Annotated in this window: 23 protein-coding genes; 19 read left to right on the forward strand and 4 right to left on the reverse strand. The window is 59.1% G+C overall.

The window, feature by feature from the left end:
* Positions 1-8: 8 nt before the first annotated feature.
* Positions 9-1,295, reverse strand: coding sequence for a dihydroorotase (locus BLW55_RS01385; protein WP_090326195.1), 1,287 nt, complete (start codon positions 1,293-1,295; stop codon positions 9-11).
* Positions 1,292-2,254 carry an aspartate carbamoyltransferase catalytic subunit gene (locus BLW55_RS01390; protein WP_090326197.1) on the reverse strand — a complete coding sequence of 321 codons (963 nt, stop codon included), beginning with the start codon at positions 2,252-2,254 and terminating at the stop codon, positions 1,292-1,294. Before BLW55_RS01390 ends, BLW55_RS01385 begins: the two co-directional genes overlap by 4 nt.
* A gap of 205 nt (positions 2,255-2,459) precedes the next feature.
* Here BLW55_RS01390 and BLW55_RS01395 point away from each other — a divergent pair, with 205 nt between their 5' ends.
* Positions 2,460-4,088: an acyl-CoA dehydrogenase family protein gene (locus BLW55_RS01395; RefSeq protein ID WP_090326199.1), complete on the forward strand. Its 1,629-nt coding sequence runs from the start codon at positions 2,460-2,462 to the stop codon at positions 4,086-4,088.
* On the opposite strand, the gene BLW55_RS01400 is transcribed toward BLW55_RS01395, so the two are convergent.
* On the reverse strand, positions 4,070-5,008 hold the full coding sequence (locus tag BLW55_RS01400; RefSeq protein WP_090326202.1) for an AEC family transporter: 939 nt from the start codon (positions 5,006-5,008) through the stop codon (positions 4,070-4,072). The genes BLW55_RS01395 and BLW55_RS01400 overlap by 19 nt on opposite strands.
* A 430-nt stretch (positions 5,009-5,438) precedes the next feature.
* Here BLW55_RS01400 and BLW55_RS01405 point away from each other — a divergent pair, with 430 nt between their 5' ends.
* Both BLW55_RS01405 and BLW55_RS01410 read left to right on the forward strand, forming a co-directional pair.
* Entirely contained in the window at positions 5,439-6,011 is a 573-nt protein-coding gene (locus tag BLW55_RS01405; RefSeq protein ID WP_090326205.1) for a hypothetical protein, read from the forward strand.
* The gene (locus tag BLW55_RS01410) at positions 6,011-6,343 is read left to right on the forward strand and encodes a DUF6105 family protein (protein WP_090326207.1); all 333 of its coding nucleotides are present in this window, start codon (positions 6,011-6,013) and stop codon (positions 6,341-6,343) included. Before BLW55_RS01405 ends, BLW55_RS01410 begins: the two co-directional genes overlap by 1 nt.
* Here BLW55_RS01410 and ruvX read toward each other — a convergent pair.
* A complete protein-coding gene (gene ruvX, locus BLW55_RS01415; protein WP_025029841.1) occupies positions 6,289-6,774 on the reverse strand; it encodes a Holliday junction resolvase RuvX in 486 nt (161 codons plus the stop codon). The genes BLW55_RS01410 and ruvX overlap by 55 nt on opposite strands.
* Before the next feature lie 388 nt (positions 6,775-7,162).
* On the opposite strand from ruvX, the gene BLW55_RS01420 reads away from it, so the two are divergent.
* The 16 genes from BLW55_RS01420 (at position 7,163) to BLW55_RS01490 (ending at position 22,257) form a co-directional block, all read left to right on the forward strand.
* Positions 7,163-7,870 (forward strand): metal-dependent hydrolase, encoded by a 708-nt coding sequence (locus tag BLW55_RS01420; protein ID WP_090326210.1) that lies wholly within the window; start codon positions 7,163-7,165, stop codon positions 7,868-7,870.
* A 92-nt stretch (positions 7,871-7,962) separates the two neighbouring features.
* Entirely contained in the window at positions 7,963-8,250 is a 288-nt protein-coding gene (gatC, locus tag BLW55_RS01425) for an Asp-tRNA(Asn)/Glu-tRNA(Gln) amidotransferase subunit GatC (protein ID WP_007006738.1), read from the forward strand.
* A gap of 60 nt (positions 8,251-8,310) precedes the next feature.
* Positions 8,311-9,792: an Asp-tRNA(Asn)/Glu-tRNA(Gln) amidotransferase subunit GatA gene (gene gatA, locus BLW55_RS01430; protein WP_090326212.1), complete on the forward strand. Its 1,482-nt coding sequence runs from the start codon at positions 8,311-8,313 to the stop codon at positions 9,790-9,792.
* A gap of 41 nt (positions 9,793-9,833) precedes the next feature.
* Positions 9,834-10,055, forward strand: coding sequence for a hypothetical protein (locus BLW55_RS01435; RefSeq protein WP_244508960.1), 222 nt, complete (start codon positions 9,834-9,836; stop codon positions 10,053-10,055).
* 59 nt (positions 10,056-10,114) lie between these two features.
* A protein-coding gene (locus tag BLW55_RS01440) for an IS3 family transposase (protein WP_090326217.1) occupies positions 10,115-11,241 on the forward strand; the annotation gives its coding sequence in 2 pieces (ribosomal slippage) (positions 10,115-10,379 and positions 10,379-11,241; 1,128 coding nt in all).
* Positions 11,242-11,625: 384 nt separating this feature from the next.
* Positions 11,626-12,312 (forward strand): class I SAM-dependent methyltransferase, encoded by a 687-nt coding sequence (locus BLW55_RS01445; protein WP_177174998.1) that lies wholly within the window; start codon positions 11,626-11,628, stop codon positions 12,310-12,312.
* Entirely contained in the window at positions 12,309-12,728 is a 420-nt protein-coding gene (locus BLW55_RS01450) for a GtrA family protein (RefSeq protein WP_090326222.1), read from the forward strand. Before BLW55_RS01445 ends, BLW55_RS01450 begins: the two co-directional genes overlap by 4 nt.
* Entirely contained in the window at positions 12,725-14,362 is a 1,638-nt protein-coding gene (locus BLW55_RS01455) for a hypothetical protein (RefSeq protein WP_090326225.1), read from the forward strand. Before BLW55_RS01450 ends, BLW55_RS01455 begins: the two co-directional genes overlap by 4 nt.
* Positions 14,363-14,407: 45 nt before the next feature.
* A complete protein-coding gene (rfbG, locus tag BLW55_RS01460; protein ID WP_244508961.1) occupies positions 14,408-15,490 on the forward strand; it encodes a CDP-glucose 4,6-dehydratase in 1,083 nt (360 codons plus the stop codon).
* Positions 15,491-15,506: 16 nt separating this feature from the next.
* Entirely contained in the window at positions 15,507-16,442 is a 936-nt protein-coding gene (locus tag BLW55_RS01465; protein WP_177174999.1) for an NAD-dependent epimerase/dehydratase family protein, read from the forward strand.
* Positions 16,439-17,497 (forward strand): glycosyltransferase family 2 protein, encoded by a 1,059-nt coding sequence (locus tag BLW55_RS01470; protein ID WP_210184092.1) that lies wholly within the window; start codon positions 16,439-16,441, stop codon positions 17,495-17,497. Before BLW55_RS01465 ends, BLW55_RS01470 begins: the two co-directional genes overlap by 4 nt.
* Positions 17,494-18,264, forward strand: coding sequence for a glucose-1-phosphate cytidylyltransferase (gene rfbF, locus BLW55_RS01475; protein ID WP_090326233.1), 771 nt, complete (start codon positions 17,494-17,496; stop codon positions 18,262-18,264). The genes BLW55_RS01470 and rfbF overlap by 4 nt, the downstream gene beginning before the upstream one ends.
* A 114-nt stretch (positions 18,265-18,378) precedes the next feature.
* Entirely contained in the window at positions 18,379-18,513 is a 135-nt protein-coding gene (locus BLW55_RS21000) for a hypothetical protein (protein WP_280140454.1), read from the forward strand.
* A 28-nt stretch (positions 18,514-18,541) separates the two neighbouring features.
* A protein-coding gene (locus BLW55_RS01480) for an IS3 family transposase (RefSeq protein ID WP_090326217.1) occupies positions 18,542-19,668 on the forward strand; the annotation gives its coding sequence in 2 pieces (ribosomal slippage) (positions 18,542-18,806 and positions 18,806-19,668; 1,128 coding nt in all).
* Positions 19,669-20,349: 681 nt separating this feature from the next.
* On the forward strand, positions 20,350-21,750 hold the full coding sequence (locus BLW55_RS01485; protein ID WP_090326236.1) for an L-serine ammonia-lyase: 1,401 nt from the start codon (positions 20,350-20,352) through the stop codon (positions 21,748-21,750).
* A 72-nt stretch (positions 21,751-21,822) separates the two neighbouring features.
* Positions 21,823-22,257, forward strand: a complete 435-nt coding sequence (locus BLW55_RS01490; RefSeq protein ID WP_090329850.1) for a DUF1489 family protein — start codon at positions 21,823-21,825, stop codon at positions 22,255-22,257.
* Positions 22,258-22,307 lie beyond the last annotated feature (50 nt).

Below are 22,307 nucleotides of genomic sequence, written 5' to 3' on the forward strand. Positions count from 1 at the left end.
GCGTTCACTCAGGCCGTGAACACTGTGCGGCCTGCAACCATTGTTTGCAAGACCCGGCCCTGCATTCGCGCACCTTCGAAACACGTGTTCTTGGAAAGTGAGCGAATATCCGTCTCGCGCACGATCCACGGCGCGTCGAGGTCCACCAAAACCAGATCGGCGTCTGCACCGGGTTTCAGCGTCCCGCCGGGCAGGCCGAACAGACGCGCCGGTGCGGTGGACAGGCACTCGACAAGACGCATGAGTGGCAGGTCGCCATTGTGATAAAGGCGCAGGGCCGCCGCCAGAAGCGTCTCAAGCCCGATGGCACCGGCCTCGGCTTCGGCAAAGGGAAGGCGCTTCGTATCCACGTCCTGCGGATCGTGCGAGGAGACAATAATGTCGATCGCCCCCGTTTTGAGCGCTTCCACCATGGCGAGCCGGTCATCCTCAGTGCGCAAGGGGGGCGAAAGCCGGAAAAAGGTGCGGTAATCGCCGATATCGTTCTCGTTTAAAGTCAGGTGGTTGATCGAGACGCCGGCACTGACATCCGCGCCATCATTCTTGGCGCGGGCAATGGCTGCCGCCGACATGGCGGTGGAAATCTTGGCCGCGTGATAGCGTCCGCCGGTCAGTCCGGCGAGCATGAGATCGCGGCTGAGAGGTATGGTCTCGGCCTCTCGTGGAATGCCGGGCAGCCCGAGCCAGCTTGCGAAAAGCCCTTCATTCATAACGCCGGAGGACGCCAGATGCGGGTCCTGCGTCTCGTGAGCAATGGTGATGCCGAGATCGCGGGCATAGGTGAGGGCGCGCCGCATCACCAGCGCGTTGGCGATGGTCGAACGCCCCTCGGTCAGCATGACCGCGCCCGCCTCACGCAGCAGGCCGAATTCGGAGAGTTCCTTGCCGGCAAAGCCCCTGGTCACGGAGGCGGCAGGAAAAATATTGACTGTCGCCGTTTCGCGTGCGGTGCGTTTAACGAACTCAACCAGCGCAACATCGTCGATCACGGGCGTTGTATCGGGCATCATGATGACCGAGGTCACGCCGCCTGCGGCAGCGGCCCGGCTCGCCGAGGCGATGGTTTCGCGATGTTCGGCGCCGGGTTCACCGATGAACACACGCGAATCCACCAGGCCGGGAAGGATGGCATGCCCCCGGCAGTCGACGGTCCGGGCGTTCTCGGGCGCGCCCTTATTGTGCGCGTCGGCGCCGGCGGCAACGATCTTGCCGTCGGCGACGATGACCGAACCGTTTTCGTCCATGCCGCGCGAGGGGTCGACGATACGGGCGTTCTGAAAGACGGTCGCGCTCATGCCGGGCCTCCCTCGGCGTTGCGTCGCGGATCGAGCAGCGCTTCCATCACGGCCATGCGCACGGCCACGCCCATCTCCACCTGCTCCTGAATGAGGCTTTGCGGCCCGTCGGCGATCTCGGAGGCGATTTCCACACCGCGGTTCATGGGGCCGGGATGCATGACCAGCACGTCGTCCTTGGCGGCCTTCAGTTTCTCTGCGTCGAGGCCGAAATGGCGGAAATACTCCCGCACCGAGGGAATAAGCGATCCCGCCATCCGCTCACGCTGGAGCCGCAGCATCATCACGATGTCCGCCCCTTTCAGGCCTTCATCCATGCGCGTAAAGGGCTCGACGCCCATCTGTTCGATGCCGGCGGGAAGAAGCGTCGAGGGCGCAACGACCCGCACCCGCGCGCCCATTGCATTCAGCAGAACGATGTTCGAGCGCGCCACGCGCGAATGCAGCACATCGCCGCAGATCGCCACGGTGAGCCCGCCGATTCGGCCTTTCGCGCGGCGGATCGTCAGCGCATCAAGCAGCGCCTGCGTCGGGTGCTCATGGGCACCATCGCCGGCATTGACGACCGAGCACGAAACCTTTTGTGCTAGCAGGGCTGCAGCACCGGCCGCCGCGTGCCGGATCACCAGAATGTCGGGCCGCATGGCGTTCAGCGTGATCGCGGTGTCGAGCAGCGTCTCGCCCTTCTTTGTCGAGGAGCTTGCGACCGACATGTTCATGACATCCGCGCCCAGCCGCTTGCCGGCCAGTTCGAACGAAGACTGGGTGCGTGTCGAGGCTTCGTAGAAAAGGTTGATATGCGTACGGCCGCGCAGCGCGGCCGTTTTCTTCTCCTGCTGCCGTGAAATGGCAACGGCGGCGTCAGCCCGGTCGAGAAGGGTTTCGATGTCGAGGGGCGACAGCCCCTTGATGCCAAGCAGATGGCGGTGCGGGTAAAGTGGGAAAGAGGCGTTTGTCATCTCAAGAGCCTGCTATAGGCCGCAGTCTGGTGGGCTGCAAGCGCGCATCGCGTGCGAAGCACATCAACGGGGCACAAATAACAGGTTTTGTGTTTTTGTGGTTCATCGCGCTTTCATCGATTGGCAAGGTGTGCTTGCCACTATGAAGCGTCGAGCGCGCCTTGATTCCCGACGCGCCGCATTTTTGTTGTGATAGAGTGAAGCCGTGACGCACGAAGTAACCAACCAGTCGCCTCCGATCGCCGGGACCAATGCCTGGCGCAGCGATCCTTTGCTGATGCAGGCGGCGGAGCGGTTTTCCGAACCCGTGCGCAAAGAGCTCGATACGCTCGGGCGTTTCGTGCGCAATCAGGAGGCGCTCGACCTGGCCCGGCTGGCCAATGCCGAGACGCCCCAGCTCAGAACCCATGACCGATACGGCAACCGGCTCGATCTGGTTGAGTATCACCCCGCCTATCACGCACTGATGCGCCGTTCGGCCGCCAATGGGCTTCATTCCTCCATCTGGGAGAAGACAGAAGCGGAGGCGGGCCATCGCCACCAGATACGCGCCGCGCGCTTTTATCTGACTGCGCAGCTTGAATGCGGGCATCTGTGCCCGCTGACCATGACGAATGCCTCGCTGGCGGCGCTGATGGCGGACAACACGCTGTTTCGCCGCTGGGCGCCGCGTGTGGCCGTCCGCAAATACGATCATTCGAACAAGCCCGTCGCTCAGAAAAGCGGCATCACCATCGGCATGGGGATGACCGAGAAACAGGGTGGAACCGATGTGCGCGCAAACACGACCCGCGCCGAACGCCTTGAAGGCAAGATTTATCGCCTGACCGGACACAAATGGTTCCTGTCGGCGCCGATGTCGGACGCCTTTCTCGTTCTGGCGCAGGCCGACAAGGGGTTGTCCTGTTTCCTCGTTCCGCGCGTGCTTGAAGATGGCACTGGAAACGGCCTCCATCTCCAGCGCCTGAAAGACAAGCTCGGCAATCGCTCGAACGCGTCCTCGGAAGTGGAGTTCCACGGAACGATGGGCGAACTGGTTGGCGAGCCGGGTGGTGGCATCCGCACCATCATGGACATGGTGACGCTGACGCGGCTCGACTGTGCACTGGGCTCAGCGGGCATGATGCGTGCGGCACTGGCGGAAGCAGTGCATCACACGCGCCACCGTAAGGCTTTCGGCGCGCGGCTCATCGAGCAGCCGCTGATGATGCGGGTGCTTGCCGACATGGCTCTGGACGTCGCCGCCGCAACGGCGCTTTCTATGCGGCTCGCGCGCTCCTTCGACGAGGCGGCCGACAGCCGCGGCGATGCGGCTTTCGCCCGCGTCATGACGCCGGTCGTCAAATACTGGGTCTGCAAGCTGGCGCCCGCCGTCACCTATGAGGCGATGGAGTGCCTGGGCGGCAATGGCTATGTCGAGGAGGCCCCGCTCGCCCGTCACTTCCGTGAAGCCCCGGTCAACGCGATCTGGGAAGGCTCCGGCAATGTGATGGGGCTCGACGTTCTGCGGGTCCTCGAACGCAACGCCGGGCTTTTTGACGAGGTGCTGGGCATGATCGGCAGGGATCTTGGCGAAAAGGGTGGAGCGACGCTCGAGGTTCTGGCCGCCGCAGCCCGCGTGTGTCAGACGGACGAGGGCTCGGCGCGCATCCTGACCGAGCAGCTCGCGCTCGCCGCTGCAGCGGCCGAACTCAAGCGCATGGGCGCCGGCCGTGTTGCCGATGCCTTCATCGAGACGCGTCTGGCCGGCCAGTGGCGCAGCACCTATGGCATGCTGGATGCGCGCCATGACGCGGCTTCCATCCTCGATGTGCTCTACCCCGAGGCGAGCTGAGCCACGACTGTCAGAACCAGCGGTATCGTGAAGAAGGCGAGTGCCGTCTGCAGTGTGGTGATGCTCGCATAGAGAGGTGCATCGCCACCAAGCTGTCGTGCGAGAAGATAACCGTTCATTGCGGTCGGGACCGCAGCGCAAAGTGCCAGATAATCGAGCGCCGGGCCCGAAACGCCAAAGGCAAGCGCGATCGAGATCATCAACACCGGAAAGAACACCAGCTTTAGAAAAGCGGATGTCCAAAGTGCCGCCCGTGCGGCGAGGAAATCGCCCGGGCGCAGGCTCGCACCTATGGTCAAAAGCCCCATGCCGAGCGCGGCGCGTCCGACCAGGTCCAGCGTCTGGTTCAGCGGCGGATAGAGACCGAACGGCATGAAGCGCAGCACGACGGCCGCCGCCGCCGCCAGCACCATCGGATTGCGCGCAACGTCCAGAAGCACTTTCGACCAGGATGCGCTGCTGTCGGCGAAGCGCGTCACAACGAACACAGAAGCGATGTTGATGGGAATGATGATCGTCGCCATCACCAGCGCGACCACGGCGGCACCCTCAGGCGGAAAGAGTTTCTGCGCCACAGCCAGTGCCATAAACCCGTTCCAGCGTATGGCTGTCTGGAACAGCGAGGAATACTGACTGTGCCGGATCAACCGGCTCGCCCTGAGCACCGGCCACAGCGCCAGGACCAGCAAGATCATCGCAAAGACCGAGACCGACAGCGCGCCGAGCAGGGCATCGAGCCGGAGTTTTGAGAAATCGGCGTTGGCAATCGTGATGAAAAGCAGCGCCGGGTAGAGGAACCAGTAGCAAAGCTGCTCGAGCCCCGGCCACGTCTCATCCCGGATGAGGGGAGACCGCCGCAGCATATTGCCCGCAATGATGAGCAGGAAGATCGGAAGGATGCTTTCGAAAATAGCGAACATGGGGAATCCGGCGGCAGGAGGGTTCTTCTAGGGTCAGGACCCATTAATATGACCGCAATGGTCGGTCTGATTTGTGCGGATACGCGAAGCAAGGCCGCAGGAAGACTTCACGTCTTTCAAGGTCTTGCGACAAAATAGCCCGTGCTGATCAGGCCGATCCGAAGGACGCTCGATAGACCGGCGATCTGCCGCGTCAAACCCCTTGACCGGGGGGAAGACCCCGCTCTGCGGGCTTTTCCTCGCATCTCTTGGTCTATCGAACGCCATTGCGGCCATATTAATGGGTCCTGACCCTAGCTAATGTTCGATATTGAAACTGTAAAGCGCGGGACTGGTGCGCGCCGCCTGTGAAAGTTAACCTTAACGATTGGTAAGCGTTGCAGGTCGATTTGCGTCGGTTCAGTGTGCTTCTCATCCAGAGACGAGACTCATGAACCGTACATTCGCAATCCTTCTGTCGGTCTATTGGGCCGTCAATTTCGGCCTTGCCGCCCGATCGGCGGCGCTCGCCGAAGGCATCGTCGTGCCCGTTGGCACATCAGGTGCGGAAAGCGTCTGGCACGCATCGCAGTTTTTCGGCCATCTGGGCGTGGTGCTCGGCAACGCGCTCGTCGCCGCCCTCTTTTCATGGACGCTGCTCGTGTCGCTGCTAGAGGAGGGGGACCGGCGCGAGACCGCAAATCTCGCCGGGCTTGCCTGCGCCGCTGCGCTCGTCATGCTTCTGGTGGATGTCGCTTACGCGGGGCTCGCCGCGAAGGTGGCAACAGTCGCTCCCTCGGCCGCGATGATGATGAAGTTCCTGGCCGTGCTGGCGACGCATCTGGTTCTGCGCCGTGAGGGAGCGGGTGTGGATAGTGGAGAAGCGGCACCGGCCCTGCGGGCCACATCCCGTGTCTCGACGCTGCGCACCATTGACGCCGCGCACGACACAATGGCTGACCGTGTTGCGCGAAGGCACCGGCTGCGTTTCTCACCACCCGCCAACGACCACGGGAGCCCGTGATGCGCTACCTGTTAATCTTCTGGGCGCTCCCGCTCGGCCTGTTCTGGGGCTGGTACGGCCTGTCCTATCATGACATCAATTTCGGCCTCGGCTTTTTCAGCCGGGAGATGAACGATCTCCTGTTCCAGATCTATGGCGACATTCTGGGCATCGATCCCGCGATCATTCCAGGCATGGTGGCGCGCGCCTGCGTGCTCGACAGCTTCATCCTTCTGGGCATCGTCGCCTTCCGGCGCCGACGTGCCCTCTGGGGCTGGTTCAGGGAGAAACGCGCCGCCTATCGGTCCGGCGACGCAACGCCCGAAGCGCGCAACCTGTCCAGCGCACCCTGAAGGATGAAGGCGGCGGCGGCCGAATCGATCCGCTCCGCCCGTTTCCTGCGCGATACATCCATTTCCAGCAGCGCCCGTTCTGCGGCAACCGTCGACATGCGCTCGTCCCAGAAAGCGACCGGAAGCTCGGTCAGCCGCTCCAGATTGCGAATGAACGCGCGCGTGGACTGCGCGCGCGGACCTTCGCTGCCATCCATGTTGACGGGCAGGCCGATGACGATGCCGCCGACATTGTCGCGCTTGAAGGCGGCAAGCAGCGCTTCGGCGTCCTGCGTGAACTTCTTGCGCATGATCACCTGACGGGGGGTTGCCAGGGACAGTCCGCGATCAGAGACCGAAAGCCCGATGGTCCTGGTGCCGAGATCGAGCCCGGCCAGCGTCTGGCCTGCATCGAGAAAAGCGGGGAGTTCCTGCAGGTCAACCACTGACAAAACTGTGTTCTCCGATTACGACTGTGGAATCGTTCTAGGGTCAGGACCTATTAATATGATCACAATGGCGTTCGATAGACCAAGAGATGCAAGGAGAAGCCCGCAGAGCGGGGTCTTCCCCCCGGTCAAGGGGTTTGACGCGGCAGATCGCCGGTCTATCGAGCGTCCTTCGGATCGGCCTGATTTGCACGGCCTACTTTGTCGCAAGACCTTGAAAGACGTGAAGTCTTCCTGCGGTCCTGCTTCGCGTATCCGCACAAATCAGGCCGACCATTGCGACCATATTAATAGGTCCTGACCCTAGCGCTGCGGCGGTTACACGAAAAGCCGCCATTGCGCGATAGCCGCCACTGACGGCGCGGCGACAACAGGCAAGGAGGATAATTCCATGGAGCTGACCTGGTACGGCCATTCCGCATTTCGCGTGGATGCGGGCGATGCGCATATCCTGATCGATCCCTTTCTGAGCGGAAACCCCTCCTGGAACAATGGGTGGGAGGAGCCGGCTGAAGGCGTGACACATGTGTTGCTCACCCACGGTCATGACGATCACATCGGCGATACGGTTGATATTCTGAAGAACACCGGCGCCATGCTGGTCGCCAATTTCGAAATCTGCATGTTCCTTGTCGGCAAGGGCGTGGACCAGAACCGCATCAACCCCGGCAACCACGGCGGCACCGTCGATTGCGGCGGCTTCACCACCACCTTCGTCAACGCGCTGCATTCCTCATCGTCTGCGGGCGAGGGCGGTGCGAACACGTATCTGGGCAATCCCGCCGGTCTTGTCCTGCACTTCCCCGGGGACAAAACGCTCTATCATATGGGCGACACCGACATTTTCGGCGACATGGCGCTGATTCAGGAACTGCATCAGCCCGATATCGGTCTCGTGCCGGTTGGCGACCGCTTCACCATGGGTGGGGCGGTCGCGGCTCTTGCCTGCCGGCGCTATTTCAAGTTCGAGACGGTGCTGCCTTGCCATTTCGGCACGTTCCCGATCATTGATCAGACCGCGCAGAAATTCATCGAGGGGATGGAAGGTTCGGGCGTGAACGTGCCGGCGCTGAAGGTCGGCGAGACGATTTCGCTATAGCAATTCCGGTGCGCCGGAGCGCGTTGGCGGTTGCACGCCGCCCGCGCGCCGATTATAGCCGTGGCGCAGCCAATAAGCGCCTGGAGAAAACCATGTCCGTGGACATCGATACCGTGAAGCGCGTTGCGCGCCTTTCCCGCATTGCCGTTGATGAGGCCGATGCAGAGCGCATGACCGGCGAACTGAACGCCATTCTCGGTTTCGTCGAGCAACTGAACGAAGTGAATGTCGAGGGCGTCGAGCCGATGACCTCCGTCATCCCGATGGCGATGAAGAAGCGCCAGGACGGCGTGACCGACGGCAGCAAGGCTGACGATATCGTCGCCAATGCGCCTGCTTCGGAAGACAATTTCTTCGTCGTTCCCAAAGTGGTCGAATAAGAGCGCCCCGCTTCCCAACCCATTTGCCCTGACGGGCCTCCGGATTTTCACGGATCTTCCATGACAGAGCTCACCAAACTCACAATCGCCGAAGCGCGCGAAAAGCTCGCCGCCAAAGCTTTCACCGCCACCGAACTGACCGAGGCCTATCTTTCGGCCATCGACACGGCCAACGAAAAGCTGAACGCCTATGTCGCCGTCACGCACGACAAGGCGCGGGCGATGGCAAAGGCGAGTGACGAAAAGATTGCCAGGGGCGAGGCGGGCGCGCTGGAAGGCATTCCGCTCGGCATCAAGGATCTTTTTGCCACGCAGGACGTCCACACCCAGGCAGCAAGCCACATCCTTGATGGTTTCAGGCCCAAATACGAATCCACCGTCACGGCCAATCTTTGGGCTGATGGCGCAGTGATGCTCGGCAAGCTCAACATGGACGAGTTCGCCATGGGCTCGTCGAACGAGACTTCCTATTATGGTCCGGTCATCAACCCATGGCGCGCCGAAGGCTCCAATGCCGACCTCGTTCCCGGCGGCTCTTCGGGCGGTTCGGCGGCAGCCGTAGCGGCACTCCTGTGCGCGGGTGCGACCGCAACGGACACCGGCGGCTCGATCCGCCAGCCCGCCGCCTTCACCGGCACGGTCGGCATCAAGCCGACCTATGGTCGCTGTTCGCGCTGGGGCACGGTGGCCTTCGCCTCCTCGCTCGATCAGGCAGGGCCGATTGCGCGCGACGTGCGCGATGCGGCAATCCTTCTGAAATCCATGGCGTCCGTCGATGACAGGGACACGACCTCAGTCGATCTTCCGGTACCGGACTATGAAGCTGCCATCGGCCGGTCGGTCAAGGGCATGAAGATCGGCATTCCGCGCGAATACCGCCTGGACGGCATGCCGGAGGAAATCGAGGCACTGTGGAAACAGGGCATCGACTGGATGCGCGATGCGGGCGCGGAGATTGTCGACATATCGCTGCCGCATACAAAATACGCGCTGCCGGCCTATTACATCGTGGCACCGGCAGAAGCCTCTTCCAATCTCGCGCGCTATGACGGCGTGCGTTATGGCCTGCGCGTGCCCGGCAAGGACATTGCCGACATGTATGAGCAGACCCGTGCCGCCGGTTTTGGCCGTGAGGTCAAGCGCCGCATCATGATCGGCACCTATGTGCTGTCGGCCGGCTACTACGACGCCTACTACCTGAAGGCGCAGAAGGTGCGCACGCTCATCAAGCGCGACTTCGAGCAGGTTTTCGATCAGGGCGTGGATGCGATCCTGACACCTGCCACGCCCTCGGCCGCCTTCGGCGTTGCGGATCAGGAGATGGCGTCCGATCCGGTGAAGATGTATCTGAACGACATTTTCACCGTGACGGTGAACATGGCGGGCCTTCCCGGCATCGCGGTGCCGGCCGGACTTGACGCAAAGGGTCTGCCACTCGGCCTGCAGCTCATCGGCAAGCCGTTTGAAGAAGAAACGCTGTTCCGCACAGCACACGTGATCGAACAGGCCGCAGGCCGTTTCGCACCGAACAGGTGGTGGTAATGCCCATGGCGCGGCTCGCTTCCTGATAGAAAGGCCGCGTCATGTTCCATTTCATCTCTGCGATTGGCTGGCTGTTCCTGCAGCCACTCGGCCTTGCCGCAATCCTGATTGCGGTATCGTTCGTCACCGCTTTTTTCGGCTGGCGCCGCCTGTCCATGATGGCAGGCGGTTTCTCTTTTCTGGTTCTCTTTCTGTCCGCCTGGACGACGCTTGGCGCGCTCGTTCTCGGACCGCTAGAAGACCGTTTCCACAAACTTGAGTAGCCCCCTGAAAGTGGTCCACCAACTGGGATAGAATTGTCCCGCAAATTGGAGGATCAGCGATGGCTGGAAAACGTGAAAAGCCCGAAGAGATTGTATCGAAGCTTCGGCAGGTTGAAGTACTGCAAGGTCAAGGTGCGACGATTGCCAAGGCTGTTCGCCAGATCGGTGTCACGCAGCAGACATTTTACCGTTGGCGGAAACTTTATGGTGGAATGGAGCGGTCGCAGCTTGCCCGCCTGAAGGCACTGGAGAAAGAGAACCAGCGGCTGCGGCGTGCGGTGTCCGACCTCCCTCTGGACAAGCTCATCCTGACAGAAGCCGCGCGGGGAAACTTCTAAGCCCTTCACGTCGTCGCACGTGCATCGACCATGTACGGCAGGAGCTTGGCGTGTCTGAGCGTCGCGCCTGCCGTACACTCGGTCAGCACCGATCTACACAGCGCAAAGTGCAGCAAGGCCGAGCTGATGAAGAACGGCTGACTGACGACATCATCGAGTTGGTCAACAAGTACGGACGCTACGGCTATCGCATGGTCACCGGCCTGCTGAACAATGCAGGCTGGCACGTGAACCACAAGCGGATGGAACGCATATGGCGACGTGAAGGGCTAAAAGTCCAGCACAAACAGAAGAAGAAAGGGCGGCTCTGGCTGAATGATGGCTCCTGCGTTCGGCTTCGACCCGAGAGACCCAACCACGTTTGGTCCTACGACTTCGTCCAGGATCGCACCGCTGACGGGCGTGCCTATCGGACGCTCAACGTCATCGACGAATACACCAGGGAGGCGCTGATGATCCGCGTCAATCGCCAGCTCAACTCAACAGATGTGCTGGATGCACTGACCGATCTGTTCATCCTGCGTGGCCCGCCGGAATACATAAGATCCGACAATGGCCCGGAATTTATCGCTCAAAAGGTTCGGGACTGGATCGCTGCTGTCGGCGCCAAGACGGCTTGCATCGAGCCAGGGTCGCCTTGGGAGAACGGATACTGCGAGAGCTTCAACGCCCGGTTCCGCGACGAACTGCTGAACGGTGAAATCTTCTACAGCTTAAAGGAAGCCAAAACCCTGATCGAGCAATGGCGCATCCACTATAACATTGTCAGGCCGCACAGTGCATTGGGATACCGCCCACCTGCGCCGGAAAGCTTCATTCCCATGGATCACAGACCGACAATGCACTAACAATTAAACCGGACCACCCCATGGGGGGCTCGCCAATAAAGATTGTTGGCGGGTTTTCAGGTGTTTTTCATCGATGGATTTCATCGTTGAAAAGCTCCAACGAGCACTAACCGTTTGATGTTGCTCAATCTAACCCAAATCCTGCATCTCTAAAATGAAAGATACCCCCTCACTACCATCTACAACGGTTCCCTATTCAACATGGATGACAATAAGCATTGCAGTTGAACAATTCAACGTGCTATCGGTCGATCGGGTAGGTGGCGACGCTACGGCAATTTCTGACAAAGCATACGCATCTATAGGCTTCTCGAGTTGATTTGGTGGAACTCCTAGGTTTGGGCGATGCATAGACAAGTCAATTCTCCGTCAGAAAACCAGGCCGTGGGAGAAGTGTTTGACGCCTACGAGGGCAACTACGCGGATACCGTCAACCGTTCCGTATCGTTTACCGGTCTCGATGTCGACTTTTTCACACGCGTCAAGGCGCGCTATATTCGACAGATTGTCGACGCGGAACTTGCCGAAGCGGAAGGGCTGGACCTGCTCGATATTGGCTGTGGCGTTGGAAACTATCACGGTCTTCTGGCTGAACATTTCCAGTCGATCACTGGTGTCGACATTTCCAGGGCATCCGTCGAAAAGGCAGGTGAGCGTCACCCGGACGTGACCTATCGCCACTATGAAGGCGAGGTTTTGCCGTTCAGTGATGGATCCTTCGACGTGGCCTACACGATCTGCGTCATGCATCATGTCCCGCCGGGGAACTGGGCGAGGTTCGTATGCGAAGCTCATCGGGTGCTGAGACCGGGTGGCGTGTTCCTGGTCTTCGAGCACAATCCGTGGAATCCTCTGACCCGCCGCGCGGTAAACCAATGTCCATTTGATGCCGATGCAGTGCTTCTGTCCCGTCCCAAAACCGTATCGCTGCTGTCGGAAGCCGGTTTCTGCGATGTCACGGCCAGATCCATACTGACTCTGCCCCCGCTGAATGACATCCTCTTCGCCGCAGACGGACTGCTGGGCCGTCTGCCTTTCGGCGGCCAGTACTACGTGCAAGGCCGAAAGTGATTATCGTGCCTTTCCCGGAGCTTCGTTTTAACACCGAGTTCGTGCGTTTCCTTATTTCGGGCGGCCTTGCGACATTGAGTTACGTGACGGCCTTTAATGGCCTGGTCTACGCACAGGCGCTGCCAGCACCTGTGGCGTCCGTGTGCGCCTACTTTGTCGGTATGGTGGTATCCTACCTTGCGCACAGCATGTTCACGTTCTCCATCCATAGCCACAAGGCATCCGGGGTGATCAAGTTCACGGTCCAGTCTTGCCTTGGAATATTGCTCAGCTATTCGATCATCGCGATGTCGCAGGGAAGCAACCGCATCAGTCATTTCTGGGCGTCGATCGCCGTTGCGCTCGTCATCCCGCTCGCGAACTATTTTCTGATGAAGTACTGGACTTTTAGGGGCGACGGCAGGGCCGGCAGATGACGGATATCGTGAAACAGGATCGCAGCCCCGTAACTGACAAGGCGGATGGTGCAGACGTAAGCATCTTATACGCTGCCTTTGTTGCGGGGCTCATCAATCTCCTGCTGATCGGCGTGGTGTCCTCCTTCATCACGAGTGACGACTATTACGCCTATCAGAACCGGTCACACTTCGGCGACGGTCGCTTCGTCAGCGGCATTGTGTACGCAATTTTTCAGGGCGCATTCCTGAACGATGTCGGCTTCCGGCACATCGTCAACTTCTTTTCAGGAAGCCTAGGGTTTATTTTTTTCTGGTACTTCTCCTCATTTATCAGAATCGAGAAGAATTACAAGGTGTACTTTTCACTACTTTGCTCGTCATCTATCGCGATGGCGGATTCTTTGATGTTTTATGACGTTGTTGCTCTTTATTTTGTTGTTAGTTTTCCAATTATGGGGCTGTACGTTTTTTCATTAAAATCTCTCGTTGATAGATGGTCCATCGCTTCTTTAATAGGATTTTTGTCCGCATCTCTGTTTGCGAGCGTTTCATTGATAGCGTCGTATCAGGTTATTGCATATTTTATATTTGTTTTGATGTCAGTGGTCGTTTTTTGCTTGCGCGGAACTGAAGAAAAAAGGGTGATATTGGCCGCTGTATCCTCTCCAATTTTAGCATTGTTGTCTTTTTTTATTATTGATTTATTTTCAAGAACGAGTTTCTATAGTGATTTTTTTGGATACGGACTTCGAGGGAGGACGGACTTCTATCTCGACGGCAGTTTTGGTATTTGGTCTGCATTTGATGCATATAAAGAGTCCGTCTTGTCTTTTGCGATATTCAAGTACAATTCGTTCTCTCTTCATTCTTTCCTTTTCTTGCTGGCGTTTTCTCTTTCGGCTTCGTATGGAGATGCCAATGAGAAAGTTTGGAGGTTGGTCAAACTGTTTTTTGTTGTTTTTGTTGTGTACGCATCGCCTCTCCTAGCTGTACCTGGGGCGTCGAATAACGCTCGGGTTTTTGCTGCTCTTTATATCTATGGCGTTTTTGCGTATCTGATGATTATTGCCTTCGTCCTATCGGAAGACGAAGGCCCTAGTCGTTCCGCCGTTTTCTATTCAATGGTGTTCTCGATTGTTGTTCTTTTTTCCTTTTCTCCGTACACCGGTACGGGATTCATCGGAAAAGTGGCAAGATATGAAATTTACGTAGGCATATTCATTTTCCTTCTGTGCGCGCTTGTTCTTCGAATATCCTTGAATGCATCGAGCCGTGTTATTTTGTGTTGTGGCATATTCGTCTTTTGTGCGGTCGAATGGCAAAAGTCGGTCAATGTCACCGAACGATGGAAGTCCGACGCAGTGTTCGACAGGATTATCGTGAACAAGCTGACCGAAGCCGTGCTGGACAATTACTACCGATATGGTTTCAAACGTTTAGAGATCGAGTATGGCATTCGTCCCGAAACGTTGACCGGCACCTCTATCCGTTCCTATCACTATTCCGCTGCCGAATTCTGGAAGAACTCGGTGCAATCCCTTGGCTACCGAATGAACTTTAAGCGCAACGACGCGCTTTGCGCCGCGCAAGGACAATACGGCGTGTTCAAGGTTTTGGAGAGTTCCCCGAACACGCTGAAATTCTGCGTATAGATCGGATCGAAAGCCCGGGAACCCATGCGCACGCCGGAGACGCCTGTGAACACAAGTCGTGAAACACTACCCTTTGAGCAGCCTTATGCCGGGCGCCGGGTCCTTGTCACCGGACATACCGGCTTCACAGGCGGGTGGCTTTGTTCATGGCTTGATCTTCTGGGTGCCAGGGTTGCCGGGTTGGGCCTGTCACCATTGACGGACAGGAACCTTTTCGAGACGCTGAACATCGCGGAGCGTGTCTCCTCGCATATGGGCAACATCAACCATCCCGAGACCGTGAACCGACTGTTCGAAAGTGAGAAGCCCGAAATCGTGTTTCACCTCGCAGCGCAGCCGATCGTATCCGAAGGCTACAGCGATCCGTACAACACGTTCATGACCAACGTCATCGGAACGCTGAATGTACTCGAGGCGGCGCGCAATTGCGCAGCGACCAGGGCGGTGGTCTGCGTGACCACTGACAAGGTCTACGAGAACCGGGAGTGGTGTTACGGCTATCGCGAGCACGATCGGCTGGGCGGCAAGGATCCCTACAGTGCTTCCAAGGCCGGCTCGGAAGTGGTCATTGCAACCTATCAGCAGACCATGGCAGCCAGAGGCAATGACGTCGCCATCGCATCGGCGCGCGGCGGCAACATCATAGGAGGAGGGGACTGGTCTCCTAACCGCATCGTGCCCGATTTCGCGCGCGCCCTCGAGGCCGACGCACCGCTGGTGCTGCGCAACCCCAGCGCCACGCGCCCATGGCAGCATGTTCTCGCACTGGTCCATGGCTATCTCGTCCTCGCAGAGCGATTGCTGGCTGACAGGGGAGCGGTCGGCGCTTGGAACTTCGGTCCCGAGGATGAGGGTAACCAACCAGTCTCGGCACTGGTAGAGGCGCTTGGCAGACATTGGCGGCCGGCGCGGCTTGAATACGGGACGGGGGCCTTCCCGGAGGCGCATTTCCTGCACCTTTCCAGCCAGAAGGCCAAGTCGGGCCTGGGGTGGAAGCCACCGCTTTCCTTCGACGAGACGGTGCGGCTGACCGGCGAATGGTATGCCGCACATCAAGCGGGATCATCGGACATGAAAGCGCTGACCGACCGTCAGATTTCCCGGTATCGTGCCCTCTTGGGCATCTGAGCACGGGGAGGGGCATTTGACGGTTCTGGTTTTTGGAGCGAGCGGCTTCATCGGGCGCCATCTGGTCCCATATCTTCGGCGGCATGGATTGCAAGCCCTGCCTGTGATGCGAGAGTGCGCGAAGCAGCGCGAATGTGCGGGGAGCGATGATTGCATCATAGCCACCTGTAAGCCGGAGCGCTTGTCTGAAGATCTTGCCGGTGTCGAATTTGCCGCGATCGTGAACCTAGCCTCTTACGGCGTTTCGCCCCAAGATCGCGATCCCACCCTGGCCTTCGAAGCCAATGTCGCACTGCCTTTCGCATTGACTGCGCTGGCTGCGCAACGAAAGATCCCGCTGCTTCATATCGGCTCGGTTTCGGAGTACGCGCCGGTCGAAGCGCCACACCGGCTGGTTGAAACAGCGCCATTGGAGACGGGAGCGCTCTACGGAGCGACCAAGGCCGCGGGAATGATCGCGGCACTGGCTGCTGCCAGAGCGCGTGGCGTTGCGTTTGCAGGCCTGCGCTTGTTCAACGTCTACGGCTCGGGTGAATCTCCACATCGATTGCTCCCCTCGCTAAGAGAGCGCTTGTCCCGCGAGGAGCGGGTCCCCCTGTCAGCGGGAACGCAGGTACGGGATTTCATCCATGTCGACGATGTTTGCGACGCCATTCGGGGAACGCTGGACTTCATCGGCGCGCGCGGTGGCGCAGGCGTTTTCAATATTGCCACCGGAACGGGAGTTACAGTTAGGGAATTCGCGGAAATGACGTGTCAGTTGTTGGGGAAGGACTTGGGGTTGCTGGGGTTTGGCGATATCAGGATGCGCGACGGCGAGAATGGCTGGTCAGTTGGGGATCCGGGGCGGACGACCGAAATTATCGGCTGGAGGGCGCAGATCACGCTGAAGGAAGGCATTGCCCGCATCCTGTCGAACGGCCACAGTGAGAAGCCGGGGGAAAGACTGTGAAAGCGCATCCCGGCAACAACGCTCCCACCACAGATCTGCCCCGCGCGACCAGGCGGAAAACGCAGCGTAAGCTGATCACGATCTCCGTTCCCGTGTACAATGAAGAGGAAAACATTCCTGCTCTCCACGCGGCTCTCAGCGAGTTGGCGGAGCGGGAGAACGGGTACGATTTCGAGTTCCTCTTCACCGACAATGCGAGTACTGACCGCACGTTTGAGCTGTTGTGCGAGCGCGCCAGAGAGGACGACCGGATCAGGGTTCTGCGGTTCTCGCGCAATTTTGGTTTCCAAAAGTCGATCCTGACCAATTATCTCAACGCCAATGGCGCGGCTGCGGTCCAAATCGATGCTGATCTTCAGGATCCGCCGCGTGTCATCTCGGATTTTCTTCGCCTGTGGGAACAGGGATACAAGGTGGTTTACGGCATCAGGCGCAGGCGCCAGGAGAATCCGGTTCTCAACCTGTCTAGACGGGCCTTTTATGCGGTCATCACAAACCTCAGCCCGACGCCAGTGCCACGCGACGCCGGCGACTTCCGGCTCATCGATCGCGTCATCATCGAGCATCTCAGGGGCATAGACGAGCAGACCCCCTATCTCAGGGGTATCATCTCCTCGTTCGGTTATGCGCAGACGGGTGTCGCTTATGACCGTGAAAGCCGGGTGGCCGGACGCAGCAAGTTCGGCGTGCGCAAGCTGATCGACCTAGCCATCGACGGTCTGACGGCGCAGTCGACGCAACCATTGCGCTATATCACTATCTTCGGTCTGGTGGTGACTGCAGTTTCCGGTCTGATGGTGATCTACTATTTCACGACCGCCATGCTGTTCTCCGGTAGCCTGCCGAGTGGCTTCACCACGGTCGTTCTCCTGCTTTTGGTGCTGATCGGGCTGAATTCCTTCATCCTCGGGTTGCTGGGGGAATACATCGGCAGAATTTTCAACAATACCCGCAGCCTGCCCATCTCGATTATCGAGCATCGGATCGAGGGTGCAAAGCAAAACAAGGCTTCCGCCAAAACCAGGCGGACCAGCAAGACGGAGCAAGACTCGTGAAGACAGTGATTTTGGCAGGCGGTCTGGGCACCAGGCTGTCGGAAGAAACCGGGCTGCGCCCAAAGCCGCTTGTGGAGATCGGTGGCAGACCGATCATCTGGCATATCATGAAAATCTATGCGGCTGCCGGCCTGACTGACTTCGTCGTCTGCTGCGGCTACAAAGCCTCCATGATCAAGAGCTATTTCGCGAACTATTTCGCCGAGAACTACGACATGACGGTTCATCTCGGCGAGAACAAGATCGATTTTCACGGCAGCCCGAGCGAACATTGGTCGGTTACCCTTGTCGATACGGGCATGCACACCATGACCGGCGGGCGCCTCAAGCGGATAAGGAACTATCTGGGCGATGAGCCGTTCTGCATGACCTATGGTGATGGCGTGGCAGACATCGATATCGCCAAGCTCGTTGCCTTCCACAAAAGCCACGACAAGATCGCTACGGTCACTGCAGTGCCTTCTCCCGGCAGGTTCGGAATTCTCGAGATCGGTGCGGAAGAAGACGTGACCGGCTTCTATGAGAAGCCGGCGAATGAAATGGGCTGGATCAATGGTGGTTTCTTCGTCCTGGACCCGCAGGTGATCAACCATATCGAGGACGACACCACGATCTGGGAACGCCAGCCGCTCGAGAACTTGGCAAGAAGTGGTCAGCTCGCCGCCTATCGCCACACTGGGTTCTGGCAACCGATGGATTCCTTGCGCGACAAGCGAGAACTTGAAAAGCTCTGGGATGGGGGAAAAGCACCCTGGAAACGCTGGTAAGCGCTGCCCCGGTCTCCGCCTTTGAGCGGCGGTCGTGCTGACGGCGCAAACGCTGCTTGATCAATACGGCACTCTCTCCTTGAAAGAGAGGTGTCTTGAAATCAGCAGCAGGCGATGAAGATCATTTTTGCAAACGCGCTGGAGGATATCCGCAAAGGGCTTGTCATGCGCGATGTTTGGGTGGCGCTCGCCCGGGAGGATATCGGCGACTTGAGTAGCCCCCTGAAAGTGGTCCACCAACTGGGATAGAATTGTCCCGCAAATTGGAGGATCAGCGATGGCTGGAAAACGTGAAAAGCCCGAAGAGATTGTATCGAAGCTTCGGCAGGTTGAAGTACTGCAAGGTCAAGGTGCGACGATTGCCAAGGCTGTTCGCCAGATCGGTGTCACGCAGCAGACATTTTACCGTTGGCGGAAACTTTATGGTGGAATGGAGCGGTCGCAGCTTGCCCGCCTGAAGGCACTGGAGAAAGAGAACCAGCGGCTGCGGCGTGCGGTGTCCGACCTCCCTCTGGACAAGCTCATCCTGACAGAAGCCGCGCGGGGAAACTTCTAAGCCCTTCACGTCGTCGCACGTGCATCGACCATGTACGGCAGGAGCTTGGCGTGTCTGAGCGTCGCGCCTGCCGTACACTCGGTCAGCACCGATCTACACAGCGCAAAGTGCAGCAAGGCCGAGCTGATGAAGAACGGCTGACTGACGACATCATCGAGTTGGTCAACAAGTACGGACGCTACGGCTATCGCATGGTCACCGGCCTGCTGAACAATGCAGGCTGGCACGTGAACCACAAGCGGATGGAACGCATATGGCGACGTGAAGGGCTAAAAGTCCAGCACAAACAGAAGAAGAAAGGGCGGCTCTGGCTGAATGATGGCTCCTGCGTTCGGCTTCGACCCGAGAGACCCAACCACGTTTGGTCCTACGACTTCGTCCAGGATCGCACCGCTGACGGGCGTGCCTATCGGACGCTCAACGTCATCGACGAATACACCAGGGAGGCGCTGATGATCCGCGTCAATCGCCAGCTCAACTCAACAGATGTGCTGGATGCACTGACCGATCTGTTCATCCTGCGTGGCCCGCCGGAATACATAAGATCCGACAATGGCCCGGAATTTATCGCTCAAAAGGTTCGGGACTGGATCGCTGCTGTCGGCGCCAAGACGGCTTGCATCGAGCCAGGGTCGCCTTGGGAGAACGGATACTGCGAGAGCTTCAACGCCCGGTTCCGCGACGAACTGCTGAACGGTGAAATCTTCTACAGCTTAAAGGAAGCCAAAACCCTGATCGAGCAATGGCGCATCCACTATAACATTGTCAGGCCGCACAGTGCATTGGGATACCGCCCACCTGCGCCGGAAAGCTTCATTCCCATGGATCACAGACCGACAATGCACTAACAATTAAACCGGACCACCCCATGGGGCACCCCAGCATCACGGGCAGAACAGACGCGTTTTTGCCGGCCCCCGAGGTGTCCTCGGAATGAGTCTTGGTGTCTTTTTCGGTGTTCGATGGTGCGATGCAGCAAATTTGTCCGCATTTCGCCGCAACTCTTGAAAATTCCTTTACGCCTGCAAGTGATTGATTGCGCTATAGAAGCCCGGTTTTCTAAGGCTTCTTACCTGTTTTGCAGCCGTCATTTTGCCGTTTTTGGACTTGCGGAAGCCTGCGCGGAGGAGTATCTCCCGCCGTCACGGATCGGCGATCGGGATCATCCCGTTCGGAGATCGGATAACAAAACGGGATATGCATGGACGATAGCGTTGAGAGATCCTGCTGGGGCGTGACCGCCAAAGCAGTGATCGGGCTTGCGGGAATAATCTTTCTGGCATGGCTCTTGATTGGCGCCGAAACGGCAGCGGTCGTAGCAACGGCAGGCTGAACTACCAGCAAAACCGCACAATATCGGTTCTTTAAAGTTGAAGGGCGCAGCGCAACCGCTGCGCCCTTTGCTTGTTCGGGGAAATGGCCTACATCTTCGCATGTCGCGGTCACACCAGAGCATGCCGCGCCACAACCTGCCAATGGCCGCAGACCACGGGAATCCTCCGTGTGGTTACAGTCCGGAGCCTTCGCCCATGTTCCTTTCCGTTTTCGACCTGTTCAAGATCGGCATCGGACCGTCCAGCTCGCACACGATGGGGCCGATGACGGCGGCGGAGCGATTTCTGGCCGAGATCGCGGGCGATGATTGGCCGCGCCCGGCGGGAAGCGCCGTGCACCGGCTCTCGGTGAGCCTGCATGGCTCTCTCGCCTTTACCGGTGTCGGGCACGGCACGGACCGGGCGGTCATACTCGGGCTTGCAGGTTACAATCCGCTGACCGTTGATCCCGACCGGATGGACGGGCAACTCGCCACCATCGCCGCCGAAAAGATGGTGCGGCCGGCAGGGCATCCGCCTTACCACTTCGACCCGGAAACCGATCTTGTGCTGGACAAAAAGCAGCCCTTGCCGGGACATGCCAACGGCATGGCATTCAACGCTCATGATGCGGACGACAGGCTTCTCCTGCGGCGGATCTATTACTCCATCGGTGGCGGTTTCGTGGTTTCCGAGGAAGAGCTTCAGACACTCAAGAACGAATCCGCGAAGCCCGCAAAGGACGATGTACCGTTTCCCTTCGCCAGCGCCCGCGAAATGCTCGCCATGGCGGCTGAGAGCGGGCTCTCCATTGCCGAGATGAAACGGGCGAACGAAGAAAAACACATGACGCGGGCCGAGCTCGATACCGGGCTGGACCGCATCTGGCAGGCGATGGACGCGTGTATCGAACGCGGCCTCTCGCAGGACGGTGTCATGCCCGGCGGCCTCAATGTACGCCGTCGCGCACGCCATCTGCATGAAAAGCTGGACGAGGATTGGCGTCAGAATCGGCCCAACCCATTGGCAGCGAACGACTGGCTCTCCGTCTTCGCCATGGCGGTGAACGAAGAAAACGCCAGCGGCGGACGTGTGGTGACCGCACCGACCAATGGCGCGGCAGGTGTGGTGCCGGCCGTCATGCGCTACTGGCAGAAATTCCATGTGGATGCGGACACCAACGGCATCCGCGATTTCCTGCTGACGGCGGCGGCCATTGGCGGCATCGTCAAGCACAACGCCTCCATCTCCGGGGCTGAGGTGGGCTGCCAGGGCGAGGTCGGGTCGGCCTCCGCCATGGCTGCCGCAGGCCTTGCCGCCGTTTTGGGCGGTACGCCGGAGCAGGTCGAAAATGCCGCCGAGATCGCGCTTGAACATCACCTGGGCATGACGTGCGACCCGGTCGCCGGGCTGGTGCAGGTTCCCTGCATCGAACGCAATGCGCTGGGCTCCGTAAAAGCCGTCACCGCGGCTTCACTGGCCGTAAAGGGCGACGGCAAGCATTTCGTCTCTCTGGACGCTGCGGTGGAGACCATGCGGCAGACCGGAATGGACATGAACGAACGCTACAAGGAAACAAGCCTTGGTGGCCTTGCGGTCAATGTCGTCGAGTGCTGAGCGCGTTCAGACACTGTGGAGAGCGCACGGGCCGCGCTTGACCTTCACTGCCTGCCACCCGACATTCAGGACATGGCACTGAATCTCATAAAATTGTGCGTCGGCTGTGAAAGCGTCGAGCAACTGGAAGACTGGATCGAGCTGCGCGTTCGCGAAAAAAAGGCGCGTGGCGAGCCGGCCGAACACTTCCACACGACCCGCATGGTGCCCAAACGCGTGGAGGAACTGACGGAAGGCGGCTCGCTCTACTGGGTGATCAAGGGGTCGGTTCAATGCCGACAACGGCTTGTTGACATACGGCCGTTTCGTGACGCGGAGGGTGTGTCCCGCTGCCATCTTGTTCTGGAGCCCAGACTGGTGCGCACGCAGTTTCAGCCACGCCGGGCCTTTCAGGGGTGGCGCTATCTGGATGCGAAGGACGCACCGGGCGATATTGGCAGCGCGGGAGACGATGCCGCGATGCCTCAGGAACTGCGCCGCGAACTCTCTGAACTCGGCTTGCTGTAGCGACCGTTCTGGCGCAGGCTTGTCGTCAGCCTTGCAACCGGTCCGAACAC

The sequence above is a fragment of the Nitratireductor aquibiodomus genome, from assembly GCF_900105565.1.
Taxonomy (GTDB): domain Bacteria; phylum Pseudomonadota; class Alphaproteobacteria; order Rhizobiales; family Rhizobiaceae; genus Nitratireductor; species Nitratireductor aquibiodomus.

Excerpts from the sequence above, each read along its gene's own strand:
- BLW55_RS01385 (WP_090326195.1), bottom strand. The coding sequence starts at position 1,295 with ATGAGCGCGACCGTCTTTCAGAACGCCCGTATCGTCGACCCCTCGCGC.
- BLW55_RS01390 (WP_090326197.1), bottom strand. The coding sequence starts at position 2,254 with ATGACAAACGCCTCTTTCCCACTTTACCCGCACCGCCATCTGCTTGGC.
- BLW55_RS01400 (WP_090326202.1), bottom strand. The coding sequence starts at position 5,008 with ATGTTCGCTATTTTCGAAAGCATCCTTCCGATCTTCCTGCTCATCATT.
- BLW55_RS01405 (WP_090326205.1), top strand. The coding sequence starts at position 5,439 with ATGAACCGTACATTCGCAATCCTTCTGTCGGTCTATTGGGCCGTCAAT.
- BLW55_RS01410 (WP_090326207.1), top strand. The coding sequence starts at position 6,011 with ATGCGCTACCTGTTAATCTTCTGGGCGCTCCCGCTCGGCCTGTTCTGG.
- BLW55_RS01420 (WP_090326210.1), top strand. The coding sequence starts at position 7,163 with ATGGAGCTGACCTGGTACGGCCATTCCGCATTTCGCGTGGATGCGGGC.
- gatC (WP_007006738.1), top strand. The coding sequence starts at position 7,963 with ATGTCCGTGGACATCGATACCGTGAAGCGCGTTGCGCGCCTTTCCCGC.
- gatA (WP_090326212.1), top strand. The coding sequence starts at position 8,311 with ATGACAGAGCTCACCAAACTCACAATCGCCGAAGCGCGCGAAAAGCTC.
- BLW55_RS01435 (WP_244508960.1), top strand. The coding sequence starts at position 9,834 with ATGTTCCATTTCATCTCTGCGATTGGCTGGCTGTTCCTGCAGCCACTC.
- BLW55_RS01455 (WP_090326225.1), top strand. The coding sequence starts at position 12,725 with ATGACGGATATCGTGAAACAGGATCGCAGCCCCGTAACTGACAAGGCG.
- BLW55_RS21000 (WP_280140454.1), top strand. The coding sequence starts at position 18,379 with ATGAAGATCATTTTTGCAAACGCGCTGGAGGATATCCGCAAAGGGCTT.
- BLW55_RS01485 (WP_090326236.1), top strand. The coding sequence starts at position 20,350 with ATGTTCCTTTCCGTTTTCGACCTGTTCAAGATCGGCATCGGACCGTCC.
- BLW55_RS01490 (WP_090329850.1), top strand. The coding sequence starts at position 21,823 with ATGGCACTGAATCTCATAAAATTGTGCGTCGGCTGTGAAAGCGTCGAG.